Raw genomic sequence first — 19,662 nt, 5'->3', positions numbered from 1 at the left:
AATCAATTAATATGAGAACATTTTTCCTGACTTTTAGTTTTCTCGTTCTTCTGGTATCTTGTAAAGAAGAGACCAAGAACGAAACCGCTAAAGAACGTGAGATTCAAAACTATACCATAAATCAATTTATGGACAATGAATCTGTAAGTGGTGGTAGTTTTTCTTCAGACAATAGTAAACTTTTAGTTTCTAGCAACCGTTCTGGAATATACAATGTTTACACTATTCCTGTGACTGGTGGTGAACTAACACCTATAACACAATCAGACTCAACATCGTATTTTGCCAATTCTTACTTTCCTGATGATGATAGAATGCTATTCAGTGCCGATAATAATGGTGATGAAATAGACCACATTTATGTTAGAGAACTTGATGGTAACATAAAGGATGTTACTCCAGATGATGGAGCTAAATCTGAATTTTATAGTTGGGCTGAAGATGACAAGCACTTTTACTACGGATCTAACAAAAGAGATCCGCGGTTTTTTGATGTATATAAGATGTCTATAGATGATTATTCTTCCTCCTTATTATATAAAAACGAAGATGGTATGGACTTATCTGGTATTTCTAATGACGAAAATTATTTTGCGCTTTCAAAAACCATAAATACCAATGACAGTGATTTGTTTATACATAATGCCAAAACAGGTGAAACATTAAAAATAAATGAAAACCTTAGCGGTAACTCTGCTCAGGATTTTTCAAAAGACAGTTCAAAATTATATTACACTACAGACGATTCTTCTGAATTTGAATACCTAATGTCTTATGATTTAGAAACAAAAGAAAGCAAAAAGGTATTAGAAAAGTCTTGGGATATTCTTGGTGTTAGTTTTACTTCAGGCGGAAGTTATATGACTGTTTTTGTTAATGAAGATGGTAAAAATGCTATTGAAGTACTAAGTTCAGAAACCATGAAGCCTATTGAATTACCAGATTTTGGTAATAAAAGTATTACAAGCGTTAGTTTTAGTGATGATGAAAAATGGATGCGCATGTATGTAGGTGGCTCAAATGCACCTTCAGATTTATACACTTATAATTTAGAAACTAAAGAACAATATAAAGTCACTGATGTATTAAATAAAGACATAAATCCCGAAGATTTAGTATCGGCAACTGTTGTTAGATACAAATCGTTTGATGGTGTAGAAATCCCAGCAATCTATTACCTACCTCATCAAGCATCAGAAGAAAATAAAGTTCCTGCCATGGTTTGGGTGCATGGTGGACCTGGCGGCCAAACTAGACAGAATTTTAATTCGTTAATTCAATATATGGTGAATCAAGGCTATGCCATTCTTGCCGTGAACAATAGAGGTAGTAGTGGTTACGGAAAAACCTTCTTTCAAATGGATGATAGAAATCATGGTGAAAAAGACTTACAAGATTGTGTTGAAGGCAAAAATTGGTTAGCAAAACAACCTGAGATAGATGGTGACAAAATAGGAATTTTAGGTGGATCTTATGGTGGTTATATGACCATGGCTGCTTTAACATATGCACCTGAAGAATTTGATGTAGGTGTAAATATTTTTGGAGTTACGAACTGGATGCGCACATTAAAGAGTATTCCACCTTATTGGGAAGCTTTCAGAGAAGCGCTCTACAAAGAAATGGGAGATCCTTTTACTGCTGACTCTGTTAGGCTAAAACGTATTTCTCCTTTATTTCATACTGATAAAGTAACCAAACCTTTAATCGTTCTTCAAGGCTCTCAAGATCCAAGAGTTTTACAAGTTGAATCTGATGAAATTGTTGAAGGTGTTAGAAAAAATGGAGTTCCTGTAGAATATGTTCTATTTGAAGATGAGGGTCATGGTTTTGTAAAAAAGGAAAATCAAATTGAAGCTTACAGCAGAATTGTGAAGTTTTTAGATACTTATCTTAAAAAAGAAAATGAACCTTTAGATGGTGAGACCATTTCAACCGAAATAGATTCCGAATCTAATTAAGATAGATGACAACAATAAAAAAAGCGTCTCTTTTTTGAGACGCTTTTTTTTATTCTATACGATTAAGACCACTAGGATCTTCTATCTTTATTTGCTTTCCTTTTGTGGAGATTAAGCCTTCTTTTTTGAACTGAGATAAAATTCTAATAGCAGATTCAGTTGCTGTGCCGACAATATTTGCATAGTCTTCACGAGAAAGCACTATATCTAAATACTCGTCACTTTCAGAATTAAAATTATTATGAATATAAAGTAATACTTCAGCCAATCTTCGTTTGACCGATTTTTGTGCCATACTTACTATAGTATCGTCAGAAATTTTCAACTCATTAGCCATTTCTTTTAAAACCTCCATAGAGAAGTTAGGGTTTTGGGCTAAGTCATCCATAATTTCACTTTTTGGGATGAAGCACATCTCCATATCGTTAATGGCAACAGCACTAAGGTTGGTTTTTTGGTCAGTTACCAAAGAACGCTTTCCTAATATATCTCCTTTAACAACAAGTTTTACAACCTGATCCTTTCCGTTTTCGCTTAACTTAGTAAGCTTACATACTCCTTCTCTAACACAATAAACTCCGTTAAGCGTTTCTCCTTCTTCAAAAATAACCTGACCTCTTTTATAGATTTTACCTGTTTTACAGCTTGATATGCGCATTAGCTCTTCGCGCGATAGTGATTTTAATGCATTTAATTCTCTTATAATACAAGATTCACATTTACTCATAATTCATAATTTAATGAAACTACCTTGATATTCTAATGCAATACTAAAAAAGGAATATCAGTGTAGTATTTTACTTTGGGTGTTTTAGGATGAAATAATATTTTTTCAAAATAATTTAAATTTTTAGCCAACATAGTTATTAAATCTATTTTGCGCTCTTCAACAAAATCTTGGACCTGATTTTCTATATGATAGTTAGATAAAAAATGAAAACTATGTTCATTGGCACCTAGATAGGCTTCTAATAATTCTTTATTTCGTTTTTGATCTTCATTTAAAACTACAGCTTCATTTTTAATATGTAAAACTCTGGCAGAAGCTTTATTGGATTCAACAATACTTGTAATAGCCTCTAATGTTTTAGGAGAATATACCGAAAGGAAATCTGTTGGAAAAGCAATTTCTGTTAACTTCGAATACTTAGCATTCTCAGGTACTACAATGGTAGCGCATCTTACTTTAGTAATTACATTAGAAGCATTGCTACCTATAGGTGTTGCCTTAGCGCCTGAACCTCCTCTAGTTCCCATGACTATAAAATCTATCTGATTTTGCTCTACTTGCCTACGAACAGAACTTACAAGATAGCCCGCATCTATAATAGTGAAAAACTTATGCTTTGCATTATTAGAAAATTTGCCTTGTATTTTATGCAAAAGTAACTGCAACTTTTCTTTGCACTCTTTTTGCTCTTCTAAAATTGCTTTTGCATTAGGGCCATGACAAACATGTAACACGTAAAAGTTGCACATTGACTTACTAAAAAATTCAACTGCATATTCTACTGCATTCCAAGCATTATCAGAGAAGTCTGTAGGTATTAATATATTAGCCATTGCTTGTTTATCCATAATTGTATGGACAAATGTAGTATTAAGGCTATGTCTGAAATATGACCGTTGTCAGTAATTGGATTTTAACACCAGTTTATTATTCGATATTTTTTAGCTCTTGTAGGTCTAAAACTTTGATGTTACGACCTTCTATTTCAATAATACCATCTTCTCTAAAACGCGATAATGTTCTAATTAAACTCTCTGTGGCAACACCTGCAACACTTGCCAAATCATTTCTAGAAATTCTTATAAAATCTGTTGGTTTACTCCCTAATTTATCAGCAAATTTTAAAATTGTTAGAGCTGTTCTCTTCTTTACTGAACTATAAGCCATTTCTAATAATTGGTCTTTAACATTTACCAAATCATCATTTAATAGCTGTATTAAATCTAAGGTAACTTTATGATTACTACTTATGATTTCTATAAATTGGTTTTTTGAAATACCTAATAACACCGATTCTTTAATTGCTGCTGCAGTTTCTTTATACGTCGTATTTTCGGTAAATGAGGTATAACCGAATAAATCGTCTTCTTTATGCAATGCTGTAGTTAAATCCTTTCCTTGATCATCTAATTTATGACATTTCACTAATCCTTTTTCAATTAAATAAATATAGTTGGAGTGCTGGCCTTCTTTATAGATCGTTTCCCCTTGACTAAACGTGAAGGTTTTACCGTTATCATCAAAAAAGTTTTTTAAATCATTTAAATTTCTTATTTCTTGCTCATCCTCGGTTTCGTCTATAGTGCTTTCTCTATCATCCTTTAAAATAGCTACTTTTGCTAGTCTACTTTCAATAGCACTAATTAATTCATCTTCCTCAAAAGGTTTTGTTATATAATCATCAGCACCCAAATCCATACCCTTTCTTACATCTTTACGTTCGGTTTTTGCTGAAAGAAATATAAACGGAATATATTTAGTCTGTTCATTTTTTGAAAGCCCTTGTAATACGCCATAACCATCAAGTTCTGGCATCATAATATCACAAACAATAATATCTGGTTTAATTTTTAAAGCTGTGTCTAAACCAATTTTCCCGTTTGGAGCTGTACTAATATTATAATTTGAAAGTTCTAATAATTCGGCTGTGTTTTCTCTTAAAATAGGATCGTCTTCAATTAATAATATATGTTTCATTGAGTGGCTTTATTTGGTAATTTTATAGTAAAGGTACTTCCTTTATTTTCGGCGCTAAAAAAGTTTATTTCCCCACCTAAATTATTTAAATGACTTTTTACAATATTAAGTCCTATACCTGTACCTTGAATTAATAAGGCATTTTCTGACCTAAAATAGCGATTAAAAATCTGTTTTTGATCTTTTTCTGGTATTCCTATCCCATTATCCTTTACGCTAAATGTTGTAGTCGTTTTATCTTGATTTATTTGTATGCTTATTTCTGAATGTTCTGGTGAATATTTAATAGCATTGTGTACCAAATTACTTAAGGCCAATTCTACTATTTTTTCATCTTGATAAAGTGATAACCCATCTATACCTTCAGGATATTTAATAATTTGCCCTTCTTTGAGAAGCATGTTAGCATTATAGATAACCTCATCTACAATTTTAGTAAGCATAAAGTTTGAAAGCTTATAAGACACTTTTCCTGTTTCAAGCTTTTCTATTGAAAGAAAATCATTCAAAATATTATTTAAGTAATGAACTTTATCTGTAATAGTTTTAATGTGTTTATCACGACGTTCCTGTTGTTCTTCTAACTTGTACTTGCTCAATAACATTGCCGAAGTTAAAATACCACTTAAAGGAGTTTTAAACTCGTGAGAAACCAATGATAAAAACTTAGTCTTTAGATCATTGAGTTCCTTTTCTTTTTTAAGCGCATCACTTATTTTATTCTGAGCTTCTATACGTTTTTTTATTTCTATATCTCGCTTTTGATTTGCTACTTTAAGCTCTTCAACCGTAGCACTTAACTGCTCAGTTCTAGATGCTACTTTTCGCTCTAATTCGTCGTTTAGCTCTTGTAATTCTTCTTCTTGTTGTTTTCTTACTGAAATATCAATAACCAAGGCCATTATATAGTTTTCTCCATTGATATGCAAAGGATTTAAACCTGCTTCAACCGGAAACGTGCTACCATTTTTATGAGCGCCAAATAAATCTCTACCTTGACCCATTTGGCGTTTTTTTTGTTGTTTCATAAAACCATCCACATGTTTGTGGTGATTAGCTCTATATGTTTTAGGTATTAATGTGTCTAAATGTTTATTAATTAGATCATCATCATCATAACCAAACATACTCACGGCAGATTCATTGGCTGCTACAATATGCTGAGTTTGATCTACTACTATTACACCTTCTGAAACGGCTTCAAAAAGCACATTAAAAACATCTTTATCTTGAAAAATCATTAAATAAATTTAGTCAGTTATAAAATGGCATGTGTAAAAGTATTTAATATATGACAAATATCATATTTTAAAAGCACTCAATCCGTCAACTTTGCTGTAGGTATAAATGAGCAAAAAAATGGAAAACAAAACATGTTTTCATTGTGGAGATGATTGTGGTAGTCATCCTATAACTTTTCAGGAAAAATCTTTTTGTTGTAATGGCTGTAAAACCGTTTTTGAAATTTTTAATGAAAATGATTTAACCTGTTATTACGATTTACAAAATGCTCCAGGAGCAGTTCCGAAAGAGATTGAAGGTAAATATGATTTTCTGTCTCAAGATTCTATTATTGAAAAGTTAACCGAATTTAGAAGTGATACTGCTGAAGTCGCTACACTATACATTCCGCATATTCATTGTAGTTCTTGTATTTGGATTTTAGAAAATTTAAACAAACTAGATGCTAATATTTCATCTTCTCAAGTCAACTTTGGTAAAAAGACCGTACGTGTTACCTATAATCCTGAAGCTACAAATTTAAAGTCCATTGTGCTTTTATTGAGCTCAATCGGTTACGAGCCTTACATTAGTCTTGATGATTTTAGTTCTGTAAAAAATCATATTAATAGAAGCCTTATCTATAAATTAGGTGTTGCGAGTTTTGGCTTTGGAAATATTATGTTTCTCTCTTTTCCTGAGTATTTTGAACTTAATGAATTTTGGCTAGAACAGTACAAACATGTGTTTAGATGGTTAATGTTTGCCATGTCTATTCCCATTGTTTTTTATTCTGCGCAAGATTATTTTATTTCGGCATATAAAGGCTTAAAAGCTAAACTTCTAAATATTGATGTACCCATTGCGCTGGGTGTTTCGGTATTATTTATTAGAAGTACCGTTGAGATTATTTTTGATTTAGGCTCCGGCTTTTTTGATAGTCTAGCGGGTTTGATTTTCTTCCTTTTGGTTGGTAAGTTTTTTCAACAAAAAACCTACGACTTTTTATCATTTGAACGTGACTATAAATCCTACTTCCCTATTGCTATAACTAAGATTGGTAAAAATGGAGAGGAATCATCCATACAGGTTTATAATATTGAAAAAGGAGACAGAATACTTATTAGAAATGAAGAACTAATTCCTGTTGATGGTATTTTAATTAATGGCAAGGGAAAGATTGATTACAGTTTTGTAACTGGTGAATCACAGACCGTTTCAAAAAAATCTGGAGATAAGCTTTTTGCTGGTGGAAAACAAACATCAGGAGTCATAGAACTTGAGGCTTTAAAATCTGTTGAGCAAAGCTACTTAACCCAACTCTGGAGTAATGATGTCTTTAATAAGAATAAAGAAGATGGCTTTGCAACTATAACCAACAAGGTGAGCAAACATTTTACGATTGCTATTTTATCAATTGCTCTAGTTGCTACAACATTCTGGTTGATTACAGATGCAAGTAAAGCCATGAATGTTTTTACGGCAGTCCTTATCATTGCTTGTCCTTGTGCTATTGCGCTATCAGCTCCTTTTACTTTCGGAAACTTATTGCGAATATTTGGTAAACTGAAATTTTATGTCAAAAATGCAAGTGTTCTTGAAAAGTTAGCACAAATTGATACCGTAATCTTTGATAAAACAGGAACCATTACTTCAAATAAATCCAGCAATGCTATTTATGATGGAGAATTACTTTCAGATAACGAAAGTTTGGTTTTGAAAAATTCATTGAGAGGTTCTAACCACCCTTTAAGTAGAAGCCTTTATAATATTTTGGACGAACACAATATTGTAACCCTAGATACTTTTGAAGAGCATATTGGTAAAGGTATTGAAGCAAAACATAATGATATCAATCTTAAAATAGGCTCGGCAAGTTTTGTTGGCAATACGCAAGAAGCTGCTGTTTTAAATACTACAGTCCATATTAGCAGCAATAATGTTTATAAAGGAAAATACACCTTTTATAATAGTTATAGAAAAGGTGTCTCTAAACTCTTTAATAAACTAAAAAAGCAATTCGATTTAGTCATTCTTTCAGGAGATAATGAAGGGGAACGTGAAAACCTTAAGAAATTATTACCTGCAAAAACCAAACTCATTTTCAATCAAAAACCTGAGGATAAATTAGATTTCATCAAATATCATCAATCTGAAGGAGCAAAAGTCTTAATGATCGGTGACGGTTTAAATGATGCTGGTGCCTTAGCTCAAAGTGATGTTGGTATTGCTATCTCAGAAGATGTTAACGTCTTCTCACCTGCTTGTGATGCCATTTTAGACGCCTCAAAATTCAAAGAATTATATGCTTATATAAAAGCATCAAAATCAGCTATAAAAATCATTAAATGGAGCTTTGTGCTCTCATTTATATACAATGTTGTTGGATTATATTTTGCAGTTACGGGACAATTAGCACCTGTTGTTGCGGCTATTTTAATGCCTTTGAGTTCTATAAGTATTGTTGTATTTACAACGGTTTTCACGAATCTCTTAGGTAGAAAATTAAAATAAAAATTTGAACATGATAAATGTCATGTTTTAAACTTTAGGTCAATAGTATTTTTGAACCATAACTTCAATTAGGTATGAGTGTTATATATATTTTATTAACTGTTAGTGTCATTGTTGGCGTAACATTTTTAATCATTTTTTTATTGGCCGTAAAGTCTGGTCAATATGATGATAGCTACACACCATCTGTGCGTATGCTCTTTGAAGACGAAATTATTAAGAACAAAAAGAATAACTCAACACAAACAAAAACTGACTAATTTTTTTAATATGGAAATGCAACAATTTTACTACGATAACAAAATCGTTAAAAAGTTCCTCTATGCCACAATACTTTGGGGAGTTGTAGGTATGCTAGTTGGAATACTACTAGCCTTTATGTTTATATTCCCAAACTTAACTGATGGTATCTCTTGGTTAAGTTTTGGTCGTTTAAGACCACTTCACACCAACGCTGTAATTTTTGCCTTTGTAGGTAATGCTATTTTTGCAGGTGTTTACTATTCGCTTCAGCGCTTACTTAAAGCGAGAATGTTTAGCGATTTATTAAGTAACATCAACTTTTGGGGTTGGCAATTAATTATTGTAGCTGCTGCTCTTACACTGCCATTGGGTTACACAACATCAAAAGAATATGCTGAATTAGAATGGCCAATTGATATTGCTATTGCGCTTATTTGGGTAGCTTTTGGTGTGAATATGATTGGTACAATTTTAAAGCGTCGTCAACGTCACTTATATGTTGCTATTTGGTTCTATTTAGCTACGTTCGTTACGGTTGCTGTACTTCATATTTTCAATAGTTTAGAATTACCTGTTAGTGGTTTAAAAAGTTATTCTGTTTATGCTGGTGTACAAGATGCTTTAGTACAGTGGTGGTACGGACATAACGCTGTTGCATTCTTCTTAACCACACCTTTCTTAGGTTTAATGTACTATTTTGTACCAAAAGCAGCGAATAGACCTGTATATTCTTACAGACTTTCTATTGTTCACTTCTGGTCCTTAATATTCATTTATATCTGGGCAGGACCTCACCACTTATTATATACTGCACTTCCAGAATGGGCACAACATTTAGGTGTTGCTTTCTCTGTAATGTTAATTGCTCCTTCTTGGGGTGGTATGATTAATGGATTATTGACCTTACGTGGTGCTTGGGATAAAGTAAGAACGGATCCTGTTCTTAAATTTATGGTTGTTGCTATTACTGGTTATGGTATGGCTACGTTTGAAGGTCCAATGCTTTCATTAAAAAACGTTAACGCAATTGCTCACTTTACAGACTGGATTATTGCTCACGTTCACGTTGGTGCATTAGCTTGGAACGGATTCTTAGCCTTTGGTATGATATACTGGTTAGTACCAAGATTATTCAAAACAAAATTACATTCTACAGGATTAGCCAACTTACATTTCTGGGTAGGTACATTAGGTATCCTTTTATATGCTTTACCAATGTATGTTGCTGGATTTACTCAAGCTAGTATGTGGAAACAATTCAACCCAGATGGTAGTTTAGTGTATGGTAACTTCTTAGAAACAGTTACTGAAATTATGCCAATGTACTGGATGCGTGCTATTGGTGGTACATTATACATTACAGGTATGCTTATCTTAGTATACAACATTATCATGACGGTTTCTAGAGCAGAAAACAAAGTTACTGATGAGCTTGCTGAAGCACCTGCTTTACAACGTGTATCTAAAAGCCGTGTTGCTGGTGAAGGATGGCACACTTGGTTAGAGCGTAAGCCTGTTTTATTAACTATCTATGCTACAATTGCTATTTTAATTGGTGGTGTTGTACAGATTATACCAACTATTGTAGTAAAATCTAACATCCCAACTATAAGTAGTGTTCAACCTTATACTCCATTAGAATTAGAAGGTAGAGATATCTACATCAGAGAAGGTTGTGTGGGTTGTCACTCACAAATGGTTAGACCTTTTAGAAGTGAGGTAGAACGTTATGGTGAGTACTCTAAAGCTGGTGAATATGTTTACGATCACCCATTCCTTTGGGGAAGTAAGCGTACAGGTCCAGACTTACATCGCGTTGGTGGTAAGTATAACGATAACTGGCATTTTAATCACATGTACGATCCTCAAAGTACCTCAACTGGTTCTATTATGCCATCATATAAATGGTTGATTGTTGGCGAAGGTGCTAAACTAGACAAGTCCATGACCGAAAAGAAAATGGAAACGATGGTAAGTCTTGGTGTGCCTTACACAGATGAAGATATTGCAAATGCTCAGACTTCAATGTTAGAACAAGGTACACAGATAGAGCAAAACCTTTATAGCGATCCTGATTTTGCTAAATCTTATGAAGCTGATAAAGCTGCTGGAGGTGAGAGCTTTGTTGAAATGCGAAACAGAGAAATAGTAGCGCTTATTGCCTATCTACAACGTTTAGGTACAGATATTAAAGTGAAAGAGATTATTAACGAAACCGCTCAAAACTAATAACGTTATGCTAAAGTTTGTAAAACATCATATGGAAAGTATCACTGGAATAGAAATCTATCCATTGATATCGCTCTTAATATTCTTCGTCTTTTTTGTAGCCTTATTTTATTGGGTGTTTACAGCAAAGAAAGAATACATCACAAAAGTCAGCAATATACCTTTAGATAACCAAAACGATTTCATATCATGAGAAAATTAATTCCATCATACATTAGAGTACCAGTAATCTTCTTTTCTATTGCTGCTCTAGTAGAATACTTTGTAGATTCTGGCGACCAACCAGCGTTTATAGAACAACCTATAGTTTTATTATTCCTTTTATTAGTACTATTAGTATTAATAGCAATAGAGGGTATTGTAGGTTCTTTAGATAATATTCTTTACCAGAGTTTAGATGAAGAAGGCAAAGCCAGATACGATGCACAGCGCAACGCTCCTTCAAAATTAACATTATGGGTTAAGAAAACGTACACCAAACTTTTAGACTCTAAGCCTATTGAAGCTGAAGGTGAAATTATCTTAGATCATAATTACGATGGTATTAAAGAGTTAGACAACAACCTTCCACCATGGTGGTTATACGGATTCTATGCTACAATTGTATTTGGTGTAATTTATATGGTACGTTATCATATTCTTAATGCTGATGATCAGTTTGCTGAATATGAAATAGAATATGCAGAGGCTAACAGAGCTATAGAAGAATACAAAAAAACTGCCAAAAACCTAGTTGATGTTAATACAGTAGAGTTATTAACTGAAGACGCTGACCTTAATGCTGGACGAGTGATTTTTGAAACCAACTGTGTGGCTTGTCACATGGCTGATGGTGGAGGTGGAATTGGTCCTAACCTAACAGATCAATACTGGATTTTAGGTGGAGGCATCAAAAATGTATTTAGAACAATTTCTGAAGGTGGACGAGATGGCAAAGGGATGGTATCCTGGAAAGCCAATTTAAAACCTTTAGAAATGGCACAAGTAGCAAGTTATGTACTACAATTTCAGGGCACCACACCTGCAAATCCAAAAGAAGCTCAAGGCGATATTTGGGTAGACGAATCTGCTGAAAGTTCTGATGCCACATCTGAAAGCGAAACTACTGAAACCGAAGAAGACACTAACCAAGACGACAACCAAGAAGAAAACACCGAAACAGAAGTAACGGAAGAAAACCAAACCGTTGCTTCAAATGATTAATTCTTAAAGTCAACTCCTACATGGAAACGCCAGACAACGAAGTCTTTAGAGATTCAATAGGTACAATTAACGAAGAAGGTAAACGTAATTGGATATTTCCTAAAAAACCTTCAGGCCCTTATTACGATAAGCGCAAAATAGTAAGCTACATTCTATTAGCGTTTCTATTTGCTGCCCCTTTCGTAAAAATTAATGGCAACCAATTTTTAATGTTCAACGTCCTTGAAAGACGATTTAACATCTTTGGTTTTCCATTTTGGCCTCAAGATTTTCACCTGTTTGTAATTTCCATGATTATAGGCGTGGTATTTATCACTCTATTTACAGTAGGTTTTGGTCGTATTTTTTGTGGGTGGATTTGTCCGCAAACCATTTTTATGGAAATGGTTTTTAGACGCATTGAATATTGGATTGATGGTGACAGAAACAAACAAATGCGCCTTAAAAAGCAAAAATGGGATGCTGAAAAAATTAGAAAGCGTCTTTTAAAATGGTTCATCTTTTTAGTGATTTCATTTTTAATAGCTAATATCTTTTTAGCCTATTTAATAGGAAGTGATAAGCTTTTAAGATATATACAAGAAGGACCTGCTCAACACATGGGAACATTAATTCCGTTGTTAATTTTTACAGGTGTATTCTATTTCATCTTTGCGTGGTTTAGAGAACAGGTTTGTATCATCGCTTGTCCTTACGGACGACTTCAAGGTGTACTTTTAGATAACAAATCTATAGTTGTAGCCTATGATCATAAACGTGGTGAAGCAGAAAATGGTAGAAAGAAATTTAGAAAGAATGAAGATCGTGAAGCTTTGGGTTATGGAGATTGTATTGATTGTTTTCAATGTGTTAATGTTTGTCCTACAGGCATAGATATTAGAAACGGCACACAGCTAGAATGTGTAAACTGTACAGCTTGTATTGACGAATGTGATACCATAATGGAAAAAATTAACCTTCCAAAAGGTTTAATTCGTTATGCAAGTGAAGACAATATTGAAAAGAAAGAGCCTTTTAAATTAACGGCTCGAATGAAAGGTTACATTGCCGTACTTATTATTCTCATTGGTGTTTTGGGTGGTATGTTAGCGCTTAGAAATGATGTTGAAGCTAGAGTATTGCGTTTACCAGGACAACTGTATGAGCATAAGGACAATAATATCATCAGTAATGTTTACACTTACAAAGTAGTCAATAAAACAACTGAAGACATTAAAGATGTTAAGTTTAAACTTAGAGGTGTTGATGGTGACATAAAACTAGTATCTACAACTGAGACTTTTGAAGTTAAGGAAAGTGGATTAGCAGAAGGCACCTTGTTTATTGAATTAAAACAAAGCGATTTATCTGGTGATAAAAATGAAATAACCATTGATGTATACAGTGGTGAAAAATTAATAGAAACAACTTCTGTAACCTTCTTAGGTCCTAGAAGTTATAACTAGAAATCCTGAAGCAAATTCAGGAAGACAAAATAAATTATGTTATGAAAATAAATTGGGGAACAGCTATAGTTATTGCATTTGCAGGCTTTATTGCCTTTATAATGTATTTCGTTATCAGTATGAGTACTGATAAAAAGTATGATCACGATCTGGTTGTAGAAGATTACTACCAGCAAGAGCTAAAGTTTCAAGGAGATATTGATAAAGAAAACAATGCAAAATCCCTTAAAACTAATATCACATGGAAAAAAACTAATGAAGGTATGGTTGTTAGTTTCCCTAAAGATTTAGATTATAACAAGATAAAAGGAAAAGTGTTCCTATATAGACCATCTAACAAGCATTTAGATTTTGAAACTCCAATTTCATTATCTAGCCACAATTTGCTCATACCTGACAACCATTTGTTAGATGGTCGTTGGAACATTAAAATAGATTGGGAATACGATAATAAACCTTATCTATTCAAAAAAGAAATCAATTATTGAAACATGTTAGTATCAGGATTAGTATTAGGGCTATTGGGTAGTTTGCACTGCGTAGGTATGTGCGGACCAATAGCCTTTATGCTTCCTGTAGATCGTTCTAACTCATTCAAAAAAGTAAGCCAAATTGGTATTTATCATTTTGGAAGACTATTAGCTTATAGCATAATAGGCTTAGTTTTTGGTCTACTTGGTAAAAGTCTTTACATTTTTGGTTTACAACAGCAATTATCTATTGCCATTGGTATTATAATGATTGTTTTGGTTTTAATTCCTTATAAAACCATTAGTAAATACAATTTATCAAGACCTATAAATAAGATCATCTCAAAAGTAAAGTCTAACTTAGGACAAGCTTTAAAAAAGAAAACATCAGATACTTTTTTAACTATCGGATTTTTGAATGGCTTTTTGCCTTGTGGACTAGTTTATATGGCTGTTTTTGGTTCATTGGCAACTGGTAGCTTGTTGCAAGGAAGTCTTTACATGATATTATTTGGTTTAGGTACTATCCCTTTAATGACCTCCGCAATTTACTTAGGTAAATTTTTAAACAGTACCATAAAACAACGTATTCAGAAAGCAATACCTGTTTTTGTTGTAGTTATTGGTGTGTTATTTATTCTCAGAGGATTAGGACTTGGTATCCCTTACATCTCACCTGCTCCAGTTGTAGAAATGGCTTCTAGCGCTATTGATTGTCATTAAAATTTTTCGTATCTTATACTGTGAAAGTTTTCAGTATGAGAAAGTCTTTAAAACATAAAGAATCCGCCTTTATTCTTAGTAATAATTACATTGGTCATTTGGGTTATATTTACAACAATAAGCCTTATGTAATACCTATCACCTACTTTTATAATGGTGAAAAAATCATTTGTTATTCAGGAGATGGTCATAAAATCAATGCCTTAAGACTGCATAGCGCAGTGGCTCTTGAAGTTACGGAAATAGAATCTGTAAACGACTGGACTTCCGTAGTAGCTCATGGTACTTTTGAAGAAATGGAAGGTAGCCATGCCAAAGCTTTGCTACACGAATTTTCTTTAGGCATAAAAGATTTGGTCTTAAGAAAAGAACTTGTAGATCTAGATTATATTCATGAATTCTCTGCTAAAATCGAGACTGATAATTTACCTATTGTTTTTGTAATTCATATTGATGAAATTACTGGCAGACTTCGCCATCAATAAACTGAGCTAAAAAAAACGCCAAAGACAAATGTCTTTGACGTTTTCACCCAATGATAGTAATTAATACTAACAAAACACCAAAATCATATTTTAAAAGTCATTACAGGCAAAGTTGAATGATTTGCAATGTCTTCAGAAATACTACCTTCAAAAAAGTGAGCTAAACCTCTTCTACCATGTGTAGCTACAGCAATTACATCTGCACCAATAGTATTAGCAAAGTTTAAAATTCCTTCTTCTATAGTATAGTCTGAAACCACATGTACATTATCCAAGTTATCTAAATGACCGTCGGCTTTCTTTAAGAAATGTGTAACTTTTTTATCAATTTCAGATGTACTTTTAAAGTTTCCATCTGGCGTGTTTACATATACTAAATGTAACTTTACATTTAGTTTGTCAAACGTGTTTTTAGCTTTTATATATGGAGCAATAGCTTCTTCTGAGAAATCACTCGCAAAAACGCCATTCTCAAAATCCATTAAAATAGGATTATGTTTCACTACTAAAACCGGAATGTCAGCATAACGCACAACCTTTTCAGTATTAGAACCTAAAAAGACTTCCTTTACTCCGCTTGCACCATGAGAACCCATAACAATAAGATTGGCATGATGCTCATTGGCAACGTCATTAACTTCATTCCAAACCTTGAAATGTTTCACAACAGGAGATACTTTAATACCTTTTAAGTAAGGCTTATCTAAAAAATTATCGAAACGTTGTTCTGCTAATTTCAAATAAAACACGGCTTCTTCATTCAAAGAATCATTATTAGCTGTAATAATAGCATTAGACAGTTCTAACATATGAAGAACAATAATTTCAGAATCGTACTTTTGGGCCAAGTTAGCTGCTGCTTCTAGCGCAAACTCCGAATATTCCGAAAAATCTACTGGTACAATAATTTTTTTCATCTTTTTTGGTTTAAATAGTCATTGAGAATAATTGAGTGTCTGGTTTTTTGCGTTGCAACAACAAATCAAAAGCCATACATATATTTCGGATAAACGGTTTGCCTTTTTCCGTTACTAAAACTTGTTTACTTCCAAATTCTAGCAAACCATCTTTTTCAAATTCTTTAAGTTTTATTAATACTTCTGGTAGCTCATCAAATGTTAAATCATCATTTAACCAAGACGTTTCAAAATTGCACATCAGATTAAGAATGTGCTGTCTTATTATTAAATCTTCAGTATTCAAAATATGACCTCTGTACACAGGAATAATACCGTTATCTACCAAATGATAGTATTCTTCAATAGATTTTACATTCTGTGCAAAACCATACCAACTATCGCTAATTGAAGATACTCCCAAACCAATCATAGCTTGAGTTTTTGAAGCTGTATAACCCATAAAATTACGATGCAAGGTATTGTTTTGCATAGCTTTGTACAGCGCATCTTTTTTTAAAGCAAAATGGTCCATACCAATTTCAATATAACCTGCTTCTTCTAAAAGTTGCTTTCCTGTTTCGTATTGGTGACGTTTAGAATCTCCTGAAGGTAAATCTTCATCCTTATAACCACGCTGACCATTTCCTTTTATCCAAGGCACATGTGCATAACTGTAAAATGCTATACGATCTGGCATCAATTCTTTAGTCTTACCAATAGTATTTACAACATCCTCTTCGGTCTGAAATGGTAAACCGAAAATAATATCATGCCCTACAGAAGTATAGCCAATTGCTCTAGCTAGTTCAGTCACTCGTTTTACGTTTTCAAACGGTTGAATACGATGTATCGCCTGCTGCACTTTAATATTATAATCTTGAACTCCAAAACTTACACGTCTAAAACCTAAATCGTATAATGTTTGAAGGTGTGCTTCTGTAGTATTGTTTGGATGCCCTTCAAAACTAAATTCGTAATCTTCTGCTAATTCAGAAACCTTAAAAAGTTCAGACAACAAAAAATTCAAATTCTCAGGAGAAAAAAATGTTGGTGTACCACCTCCAAGATGTAATTCTTTGATTTTTGGCTTACCGCCCAACATAGCTCTGTACAAATCCCACTCTTTTAAAAGTGCTTTGGTATAAGGACTTTCTACTTCATGGCGTTTGGTAATGCGTTTATGGCATCCACAAAATGTGCAAAGACTTTCACAAAAAGGCAAGTGTAGATATAAACTTAATCCTTCCGTAGCATTACTTTCATTAAAAGATTTACGCAAAGATGCTGTCCATTGTTGCAATGAAAACGTTTCTATATTCCAATACGGAACCGTTGGGTAACTGGTATAACGAGGACCAGCAACATTGTATTTATTTACTAATGATTGACACATACCTATTTATTGACGATTCAAAATTAATTCTAAGCAATTGCTTAAAACATGACTTTTGTCATATTCATTAAAATTGTAACTCTAATCCGTATTCGTTTGCAGAAACGTAGTTATATCATTAACTTTACTAGAAACAATAAAACTTAAAAATGAAAAACTTAAAACTAATAGTATTTGTATTTAGCATTGTCTTTGCCACAGCTTGTAAAGAAACCAAGAAAGAAGCCGAAGAAGTTGTTGAAGAAACTGAAATGGAAGTAGAAGAGATTGTTGATGAAGCGCCAATGGAAAAAAAGCTTTCAATTAAACTATCTCCTAAAAGTGACAGTAATACTGAAGGTACCATTAACTTTACAGAAAAAGATGGTGTTGTTTCTTTGGTTGGGACCATTACAGGACTTGAGGAAGGCGAACACGCTATCCATATTCACGAAAAAGCAGATTGTTCTTCACCTGATGGAAAATCTACAGGTGGACACTGGAACCCAACTGGCCAACCACATGGAAAATGGGGAGATGAAGCAGGTTATCACAAAGGAGATATAGGAAACTTTGAAGTTAATGCAAATGGTAGAGGAACCGTTTCTATGAGTACAGACGAATGGTGTATTGGTTGTGGAGACGATACTAAAGACATTTTAGGAAAAGCAATTATTGTACACCTTGGTGTAGACGACTTTACATCACAACCATCTGGTGCTGCTGGCGCTCGTGTAGGTTGTGCTGGTATTATTGAGTAATAAATCCCTCAAAGAAAAAATACTAACCAAATAGAAGTTTTGTAATGATATCCCTTCCCCTAGCATTACAAAACTTCTTTAATAAATCTTTGTATGGCAGATTTAGACACACTAGTATCGCAATTTCAAAATAAGAATGAAGTAGCCTTCCAAAAACTATACGGTATGTATAGCGATAGTATACATGGAGTGGTTTACAATATTGTTAAAGATACAGCGATCGCAGATGAGCTTATGCAAGATGTTTTTATAAAAGCATGGCATAATGCACACACCTACTCATCTAAAAAGGGAAGGTTTTTTACGTGGATATTAAACATAGCTCGAAATGCAGCTATAGATAAGACCCGTTCCAAAGCATTTAAGCAAAAAAAACAAAACCTCAACTCAGATTTTTTCGTAGATATTATAACAAGCAATGATAATTTAGATAACAGTACAGATGCTATCGGAATTAAAAAGTTTGTAAAGAATTTAGGTAAAAAATGTAAGGAAGTTATTGAGCTTCTTTACTTTAAAGGATTTACTCAAAAAGAAACTTCTGAAGAGTTAGACATGCCAATAGGAACAGTAAAAACAAGAAATCGTAACTGTATTAAGGAGTTACGTGATATGGTATTATAAATTATGGATACAAATGCATACATAGAATCTGGTATTTTAGAGCTATACGTAGCTGGCCAACTTTCTGAAAAAGAAAATCAGGAGGTCTATGAACTTTTGCAACAATATCCTGAATTGTTACAAGAGGTTCTAGAAATAGAAGCCGCTGTTGTAAAGTTAACCGCTGCCGTATCTCCACATTCTATAAATTTTGAATCGTTTAGAGGAAAATTAAAAGACACTGATAATAAGGTTGTAGACATGAGACCTAAGAAACCAAACTGGATTTCTTACACAGGTTGGGCAGCCTCTATTTTATTAGCAGGAGGTTTATTATGGACACTTAATAATAAAACGAAGTTAGAAGAACAACTACAAACAGCTGATATAGAAAATCAATATCTTGAAACACAAATAGAAGATGCCAGAAACAATTTGGCAAACACCAAAGACCTTCTTGATGCTATTAGAGATAAAGATATCTTAGCTGTACCACTTGGTGGACAAGGTGATTTTGCCAACAGTTATGCCAAAGTATATTGGAACAAAGCCGATAATACCATCTACTTAGATGCTGTAGGCTTACCAAATGCACCAGAAGGAAAAGTTTGGCAAGTATGGTCGTTAACGTTAAACCCATTAACACCAACAAGTTTAGGTACTATTGAAGATTTTAATACAGACGAAAACAAAATCTTTACCATTGCCAATGCAAACGAAAGCCAGGCATTTGGTATTACTTTAGAGCCTGCAGGTGGTAGTGAAAGCCCAACAATGGAACAACTATACACCCTTGGTGTAGTACCAACGGCTCCTTAAAAGGAAC

The 19,662-nt window shown here is 33.4% G+C and carries 19 protein-coding genes; 13 read left to right on the top strand and 6 right to left on the bottom strand.

Going from position 1 to position 19,662, the window contains the following annotated elements:
- The first annotated feature begins 11 nt into the window (after positions 1 to 11).
- Positions 12 to 1,961, top strand: a complete 1,950-nt coding sequence (locus tag QGM60_RS15295; protein WP_281141123.1) for a S9 family peptidase — start codon at positions 12 to 14, stop codon at positions 1,959 to 1,961.
- Positions 1,962 to 2,010: 49 nt separating this feature from the next.
- Here QGM60_RS15295 and QGM60_RS15290 read toward each other — a convergent pair whose 3' ends face one another.
- The 4 genes from QGM60_RS15290 to QGM60_RS15275 form a co-directional block, all read right to left on the bottom strand.
- The gene (locus QGM60_RS15290; protein ID WP_281141122.1) at positions 2,011 to 2,688 is read right to left on the bottom strand and encodes a Crp/Fnr family transcriptional regulator; all 678 of its coding nucleotides are present in this window, start codon (positions 2,686 to 2,688) and stop codon (positions 2,011 to 2,013) included.
- Positions 2,689 to 2,720: 32 nt separating this feature from the next.
- Positions 2,721 to 3,539, bottom strand: coding sequence for a universal stress protein (locus tag QGM60_RS15285; protein ID WP_281141121.1), 819 nt, complete (start codon positions 3,537 to 3,539; stop codon positions 2,721 to 2,723).
- A 79-nt stretch (positions 3,540 to 3,618) separates the two neighbouring features.
- A complete protein-coding gene (locus tag QGM60_RS15280) occupies positions 3,619 to 4,668 on the bottom strand; it encodes a response regulator (protein WP_281141120.1) in 1,050 nt (349 codons plus the stop codon).
- Positions 4,665 to 5,909, bottom strand: a complete 1,245-nt coding sequence (locus QGM60_RS15275) for a PAS domain-containing sensor histidine kinase (RefSeq protein ID WP_281141119.1) — start codon at positions 5,907 to 5,909, stop codon at positions 4,665 to 4,667. The genes QGM60_RS15280 and QGM60_RS15275 overlap by 4 nt, the downstream gene beginning before the upstream one ends.
- A gap of 118 nt (positions 5,910 to 6,027) precedes the next feature.
- Between QGM60_RS15275 and QGM60_RS15270 the strand changes: the two genes are divergently transcribed.
- From QGM60_RS15270 to QGM60_RS15230, 9 genes are all read left to right on the top strand, one after another.
- Complete coding sequence (locus QGM60_RS15270) at positions 6,028 to 8,403, top strand: heavy metal translocating P-type ATPase metal-binding domain-containing protein (protein ID WP_281141118.1); 2,376 nt, start codon at positions 6,028 to 6,030, stop codon at positions 8,401 to 8,403.
- Positions 8,404 to 8,477: 74 nt separating this feature from the next.
- Positions 8,478 to 8,663 carry a cbb3-type cytochrome oxidase assembly protein CcoS gene (gene ccoS, locus QGM60_RS15265; protein WP_281141117.1) on the top strand — a complete coding sequence of 62 codons (186 nt, stop codon included), beginning with the start codon at positions 8,478 to 8,480 and terminating at the stop codon, positions 8,661 to 8,663.
- A gap of 10 nt (positions 8,664 to 8,673) precedes the next feature.
- Positions 8,674 to 10,875 (top strand): cytochrome-c oxidase, cbb3-type subunit I, encoded by a 2,202-nt coding sequence (gene ccoN, locus QGM60_RS15260; protein ID WP_281141116.1) that lies wholly within the window; start codon positions 8,674 to 8,676, stop codon positions 10,873 to 10,875.
- 7 nt (positions 10,876 to 10,882) lie between these two features.
- Positions 10,883 to 11,068, top strand: a complete 186-nt coding sequence (locus QGM60_RS15255; protein ID WP_281141115.1) for a CcoQ/FixQ family Cbb3-type cytochrome c oxidase assembly chaperone — start codon at positions 10,883 to 10,885, stop codon at positions 11,066 to 11,068.
- On the top strand, positions 11,065 to 12,078 hold the full coding sequence (locus QGM60_RS15250; protein WP_281141114.1) for a cbb3-type cytochrome c oxidase N-terminal domain-containing protein: 1,014 nt from the start codon (positions 11,065 to 11,067) through the stop codon (positions 12,076 to 12,078). The genes QGM60_RS15255 and QGM60_RS15250 overlap by 4 nt, the downstream gene beginning before the upstream one ends.
- 20 nt (positions 12,079 to 12,098) lie before the next feature.
- The gene (gene ccoG, locus QGM60_RS15245; RefSeq protein ID WP_281141113.1) at positions 12,099 to 13,523 is read left to right on the top strand and encodes a cytochrome c oxidase accessory protein CcoG; all 1,425 of its coding nucleotides are present in this window, start codon (positions 12,099 to 12,101) and stop codon (positions 13,521 to 13,523) included.
- A gap of 41 nt (positions 13,524 to 13,564) precedes the next feature.
- Positions 13,565 to 14,011 carry a FixH family protein gene (locus QGM60_RS15240; protein ID WP_281141112.1) on the top strand — a complete coding sequence of 149 codons (447 nt, stop codon included), beginning with the start codon at positions 13,565 to 13,567 and terminating at the stop codon, positions 14,009 to 14,011.
- A 3-nt stretch (positions 14,012 to 14,014) separates the two neighbouring features.
- Positions 14,015 to 14,716, top strand: coding sequence for a sulfite exporter TauE/SafE family protein (locus QGM60_RS15235; RefSeq protein ID WP_281141111.1), 702 nt, complete (start codon positions 14,015 to 14,017; stop codon positions 14,714 to 14,716).
- Positions 14,717 to 14,751: 35 nt separating this feature from the next.
- The gene (locus QGM60_RS15230) at positions 14,752 to 15,201 is read left to right on the top strand and encodes a pyridoxamine 5'-phosphate oxidase family protein (protein WP_281141110.1); all 450 of its coding nucleotides are present in this window, start codon (positions 14,752 to 14,754) and stop codon (positions 15,199 to 15,201) included.
- A gap of 83 nt (positions 15,202 to 15,284) precedes the next feature.
- On the opposite strand, the gene QGM60_RS15225 is transcribed toward QGM60_RS15230, so the two are convergent.
- Together QGM60_RS15225 and hemN are read right to left on the bottom strand one after the other, a co-directional pair.
- A complete protein-coding gene (locus QGM60_RS15225) occupies positions 15,285 to 16,118 on the bottom strand; it encodes a universal stress protein (RefSeq protein WP_281141109.1) in 834 nt (277 codons plus the stop codon).
- 10 nt (positions 16,119 to 16,128) lie between these two features.
- Positions 16,129 to 17,493, bottom strand: coding sequence for an oxygen-independent coproporphyrinogen III oxidase (hemN, locus tag QGM60_RS15220; RefSeq protein ID WP_281141108.1), 1,365 nt, complete (start codon positions 17,491 to 17,493; stop codon positions 16,129 to 16,131).
- 149 nt (positions 17,494 to 17,642) lie between these two features.
- Between hemN and QGM60_RS15215 the strand changes: the two genes are divergently transcribed.
- From QGM60_RS15215 to QGM60_RS15205, 3 genes are all read left to right on the top strand, one after another.
- Positions 17,643 to 18,233 carry a superoxide dismutase family protein gene (locus QGM60_RS15215; RefSeq protein WP_281141107.1) on the top strand — a complete coding sequence of 197 codons (591 nt, stop codon included), beginning with the start codon at positions 17,643 to 17,645 and terminating at the stop codon, positions 18,231 to 18,233.
- A 93-nt stretch (positions 18,234 to 18,326) separates the two neighbouring features.
- Entirely contained in the window at positions 18,327 to 18,857 is a 531-nt protein-coding gene (locus QGM60_RS15210; RefSeq protein ID WP_281141106.1) for a sigma-70 family RNA polymerase sigma factor, read from the top strand.
- Positions 18,858 to 18,860: 3 nt separating this feature from the next.
- Positions 18,861 to 19,655 carry an anti-sigma factor gene (locus tag QGM60_RS15205; RefSeq protein WP_281141105.1) on the top strand — a complete coding sequence of 265 codons (795 nt, stop codon included), beginning with the start codon at positions 18,861 to 18,863 and terminating at the stop codon, positions 19,653 to 19,655.
- Positions 19,656 to 19,662: the final 7 nt, after the last annotated feature.

It is taken from the genome of Winogradskyella sp. SYSU M77433, from assembly GCF_029911945.1.
GTDB lineage: Bacteria > Bacteroidota > Bacteroidia > Flavobacteriales > Flavobacteriaceae > Winogradskyella.
Note: the sequence above shows the minus strand (reverse complement) of the source record. Positions and strands in the feature narration are given on the sequence as shown.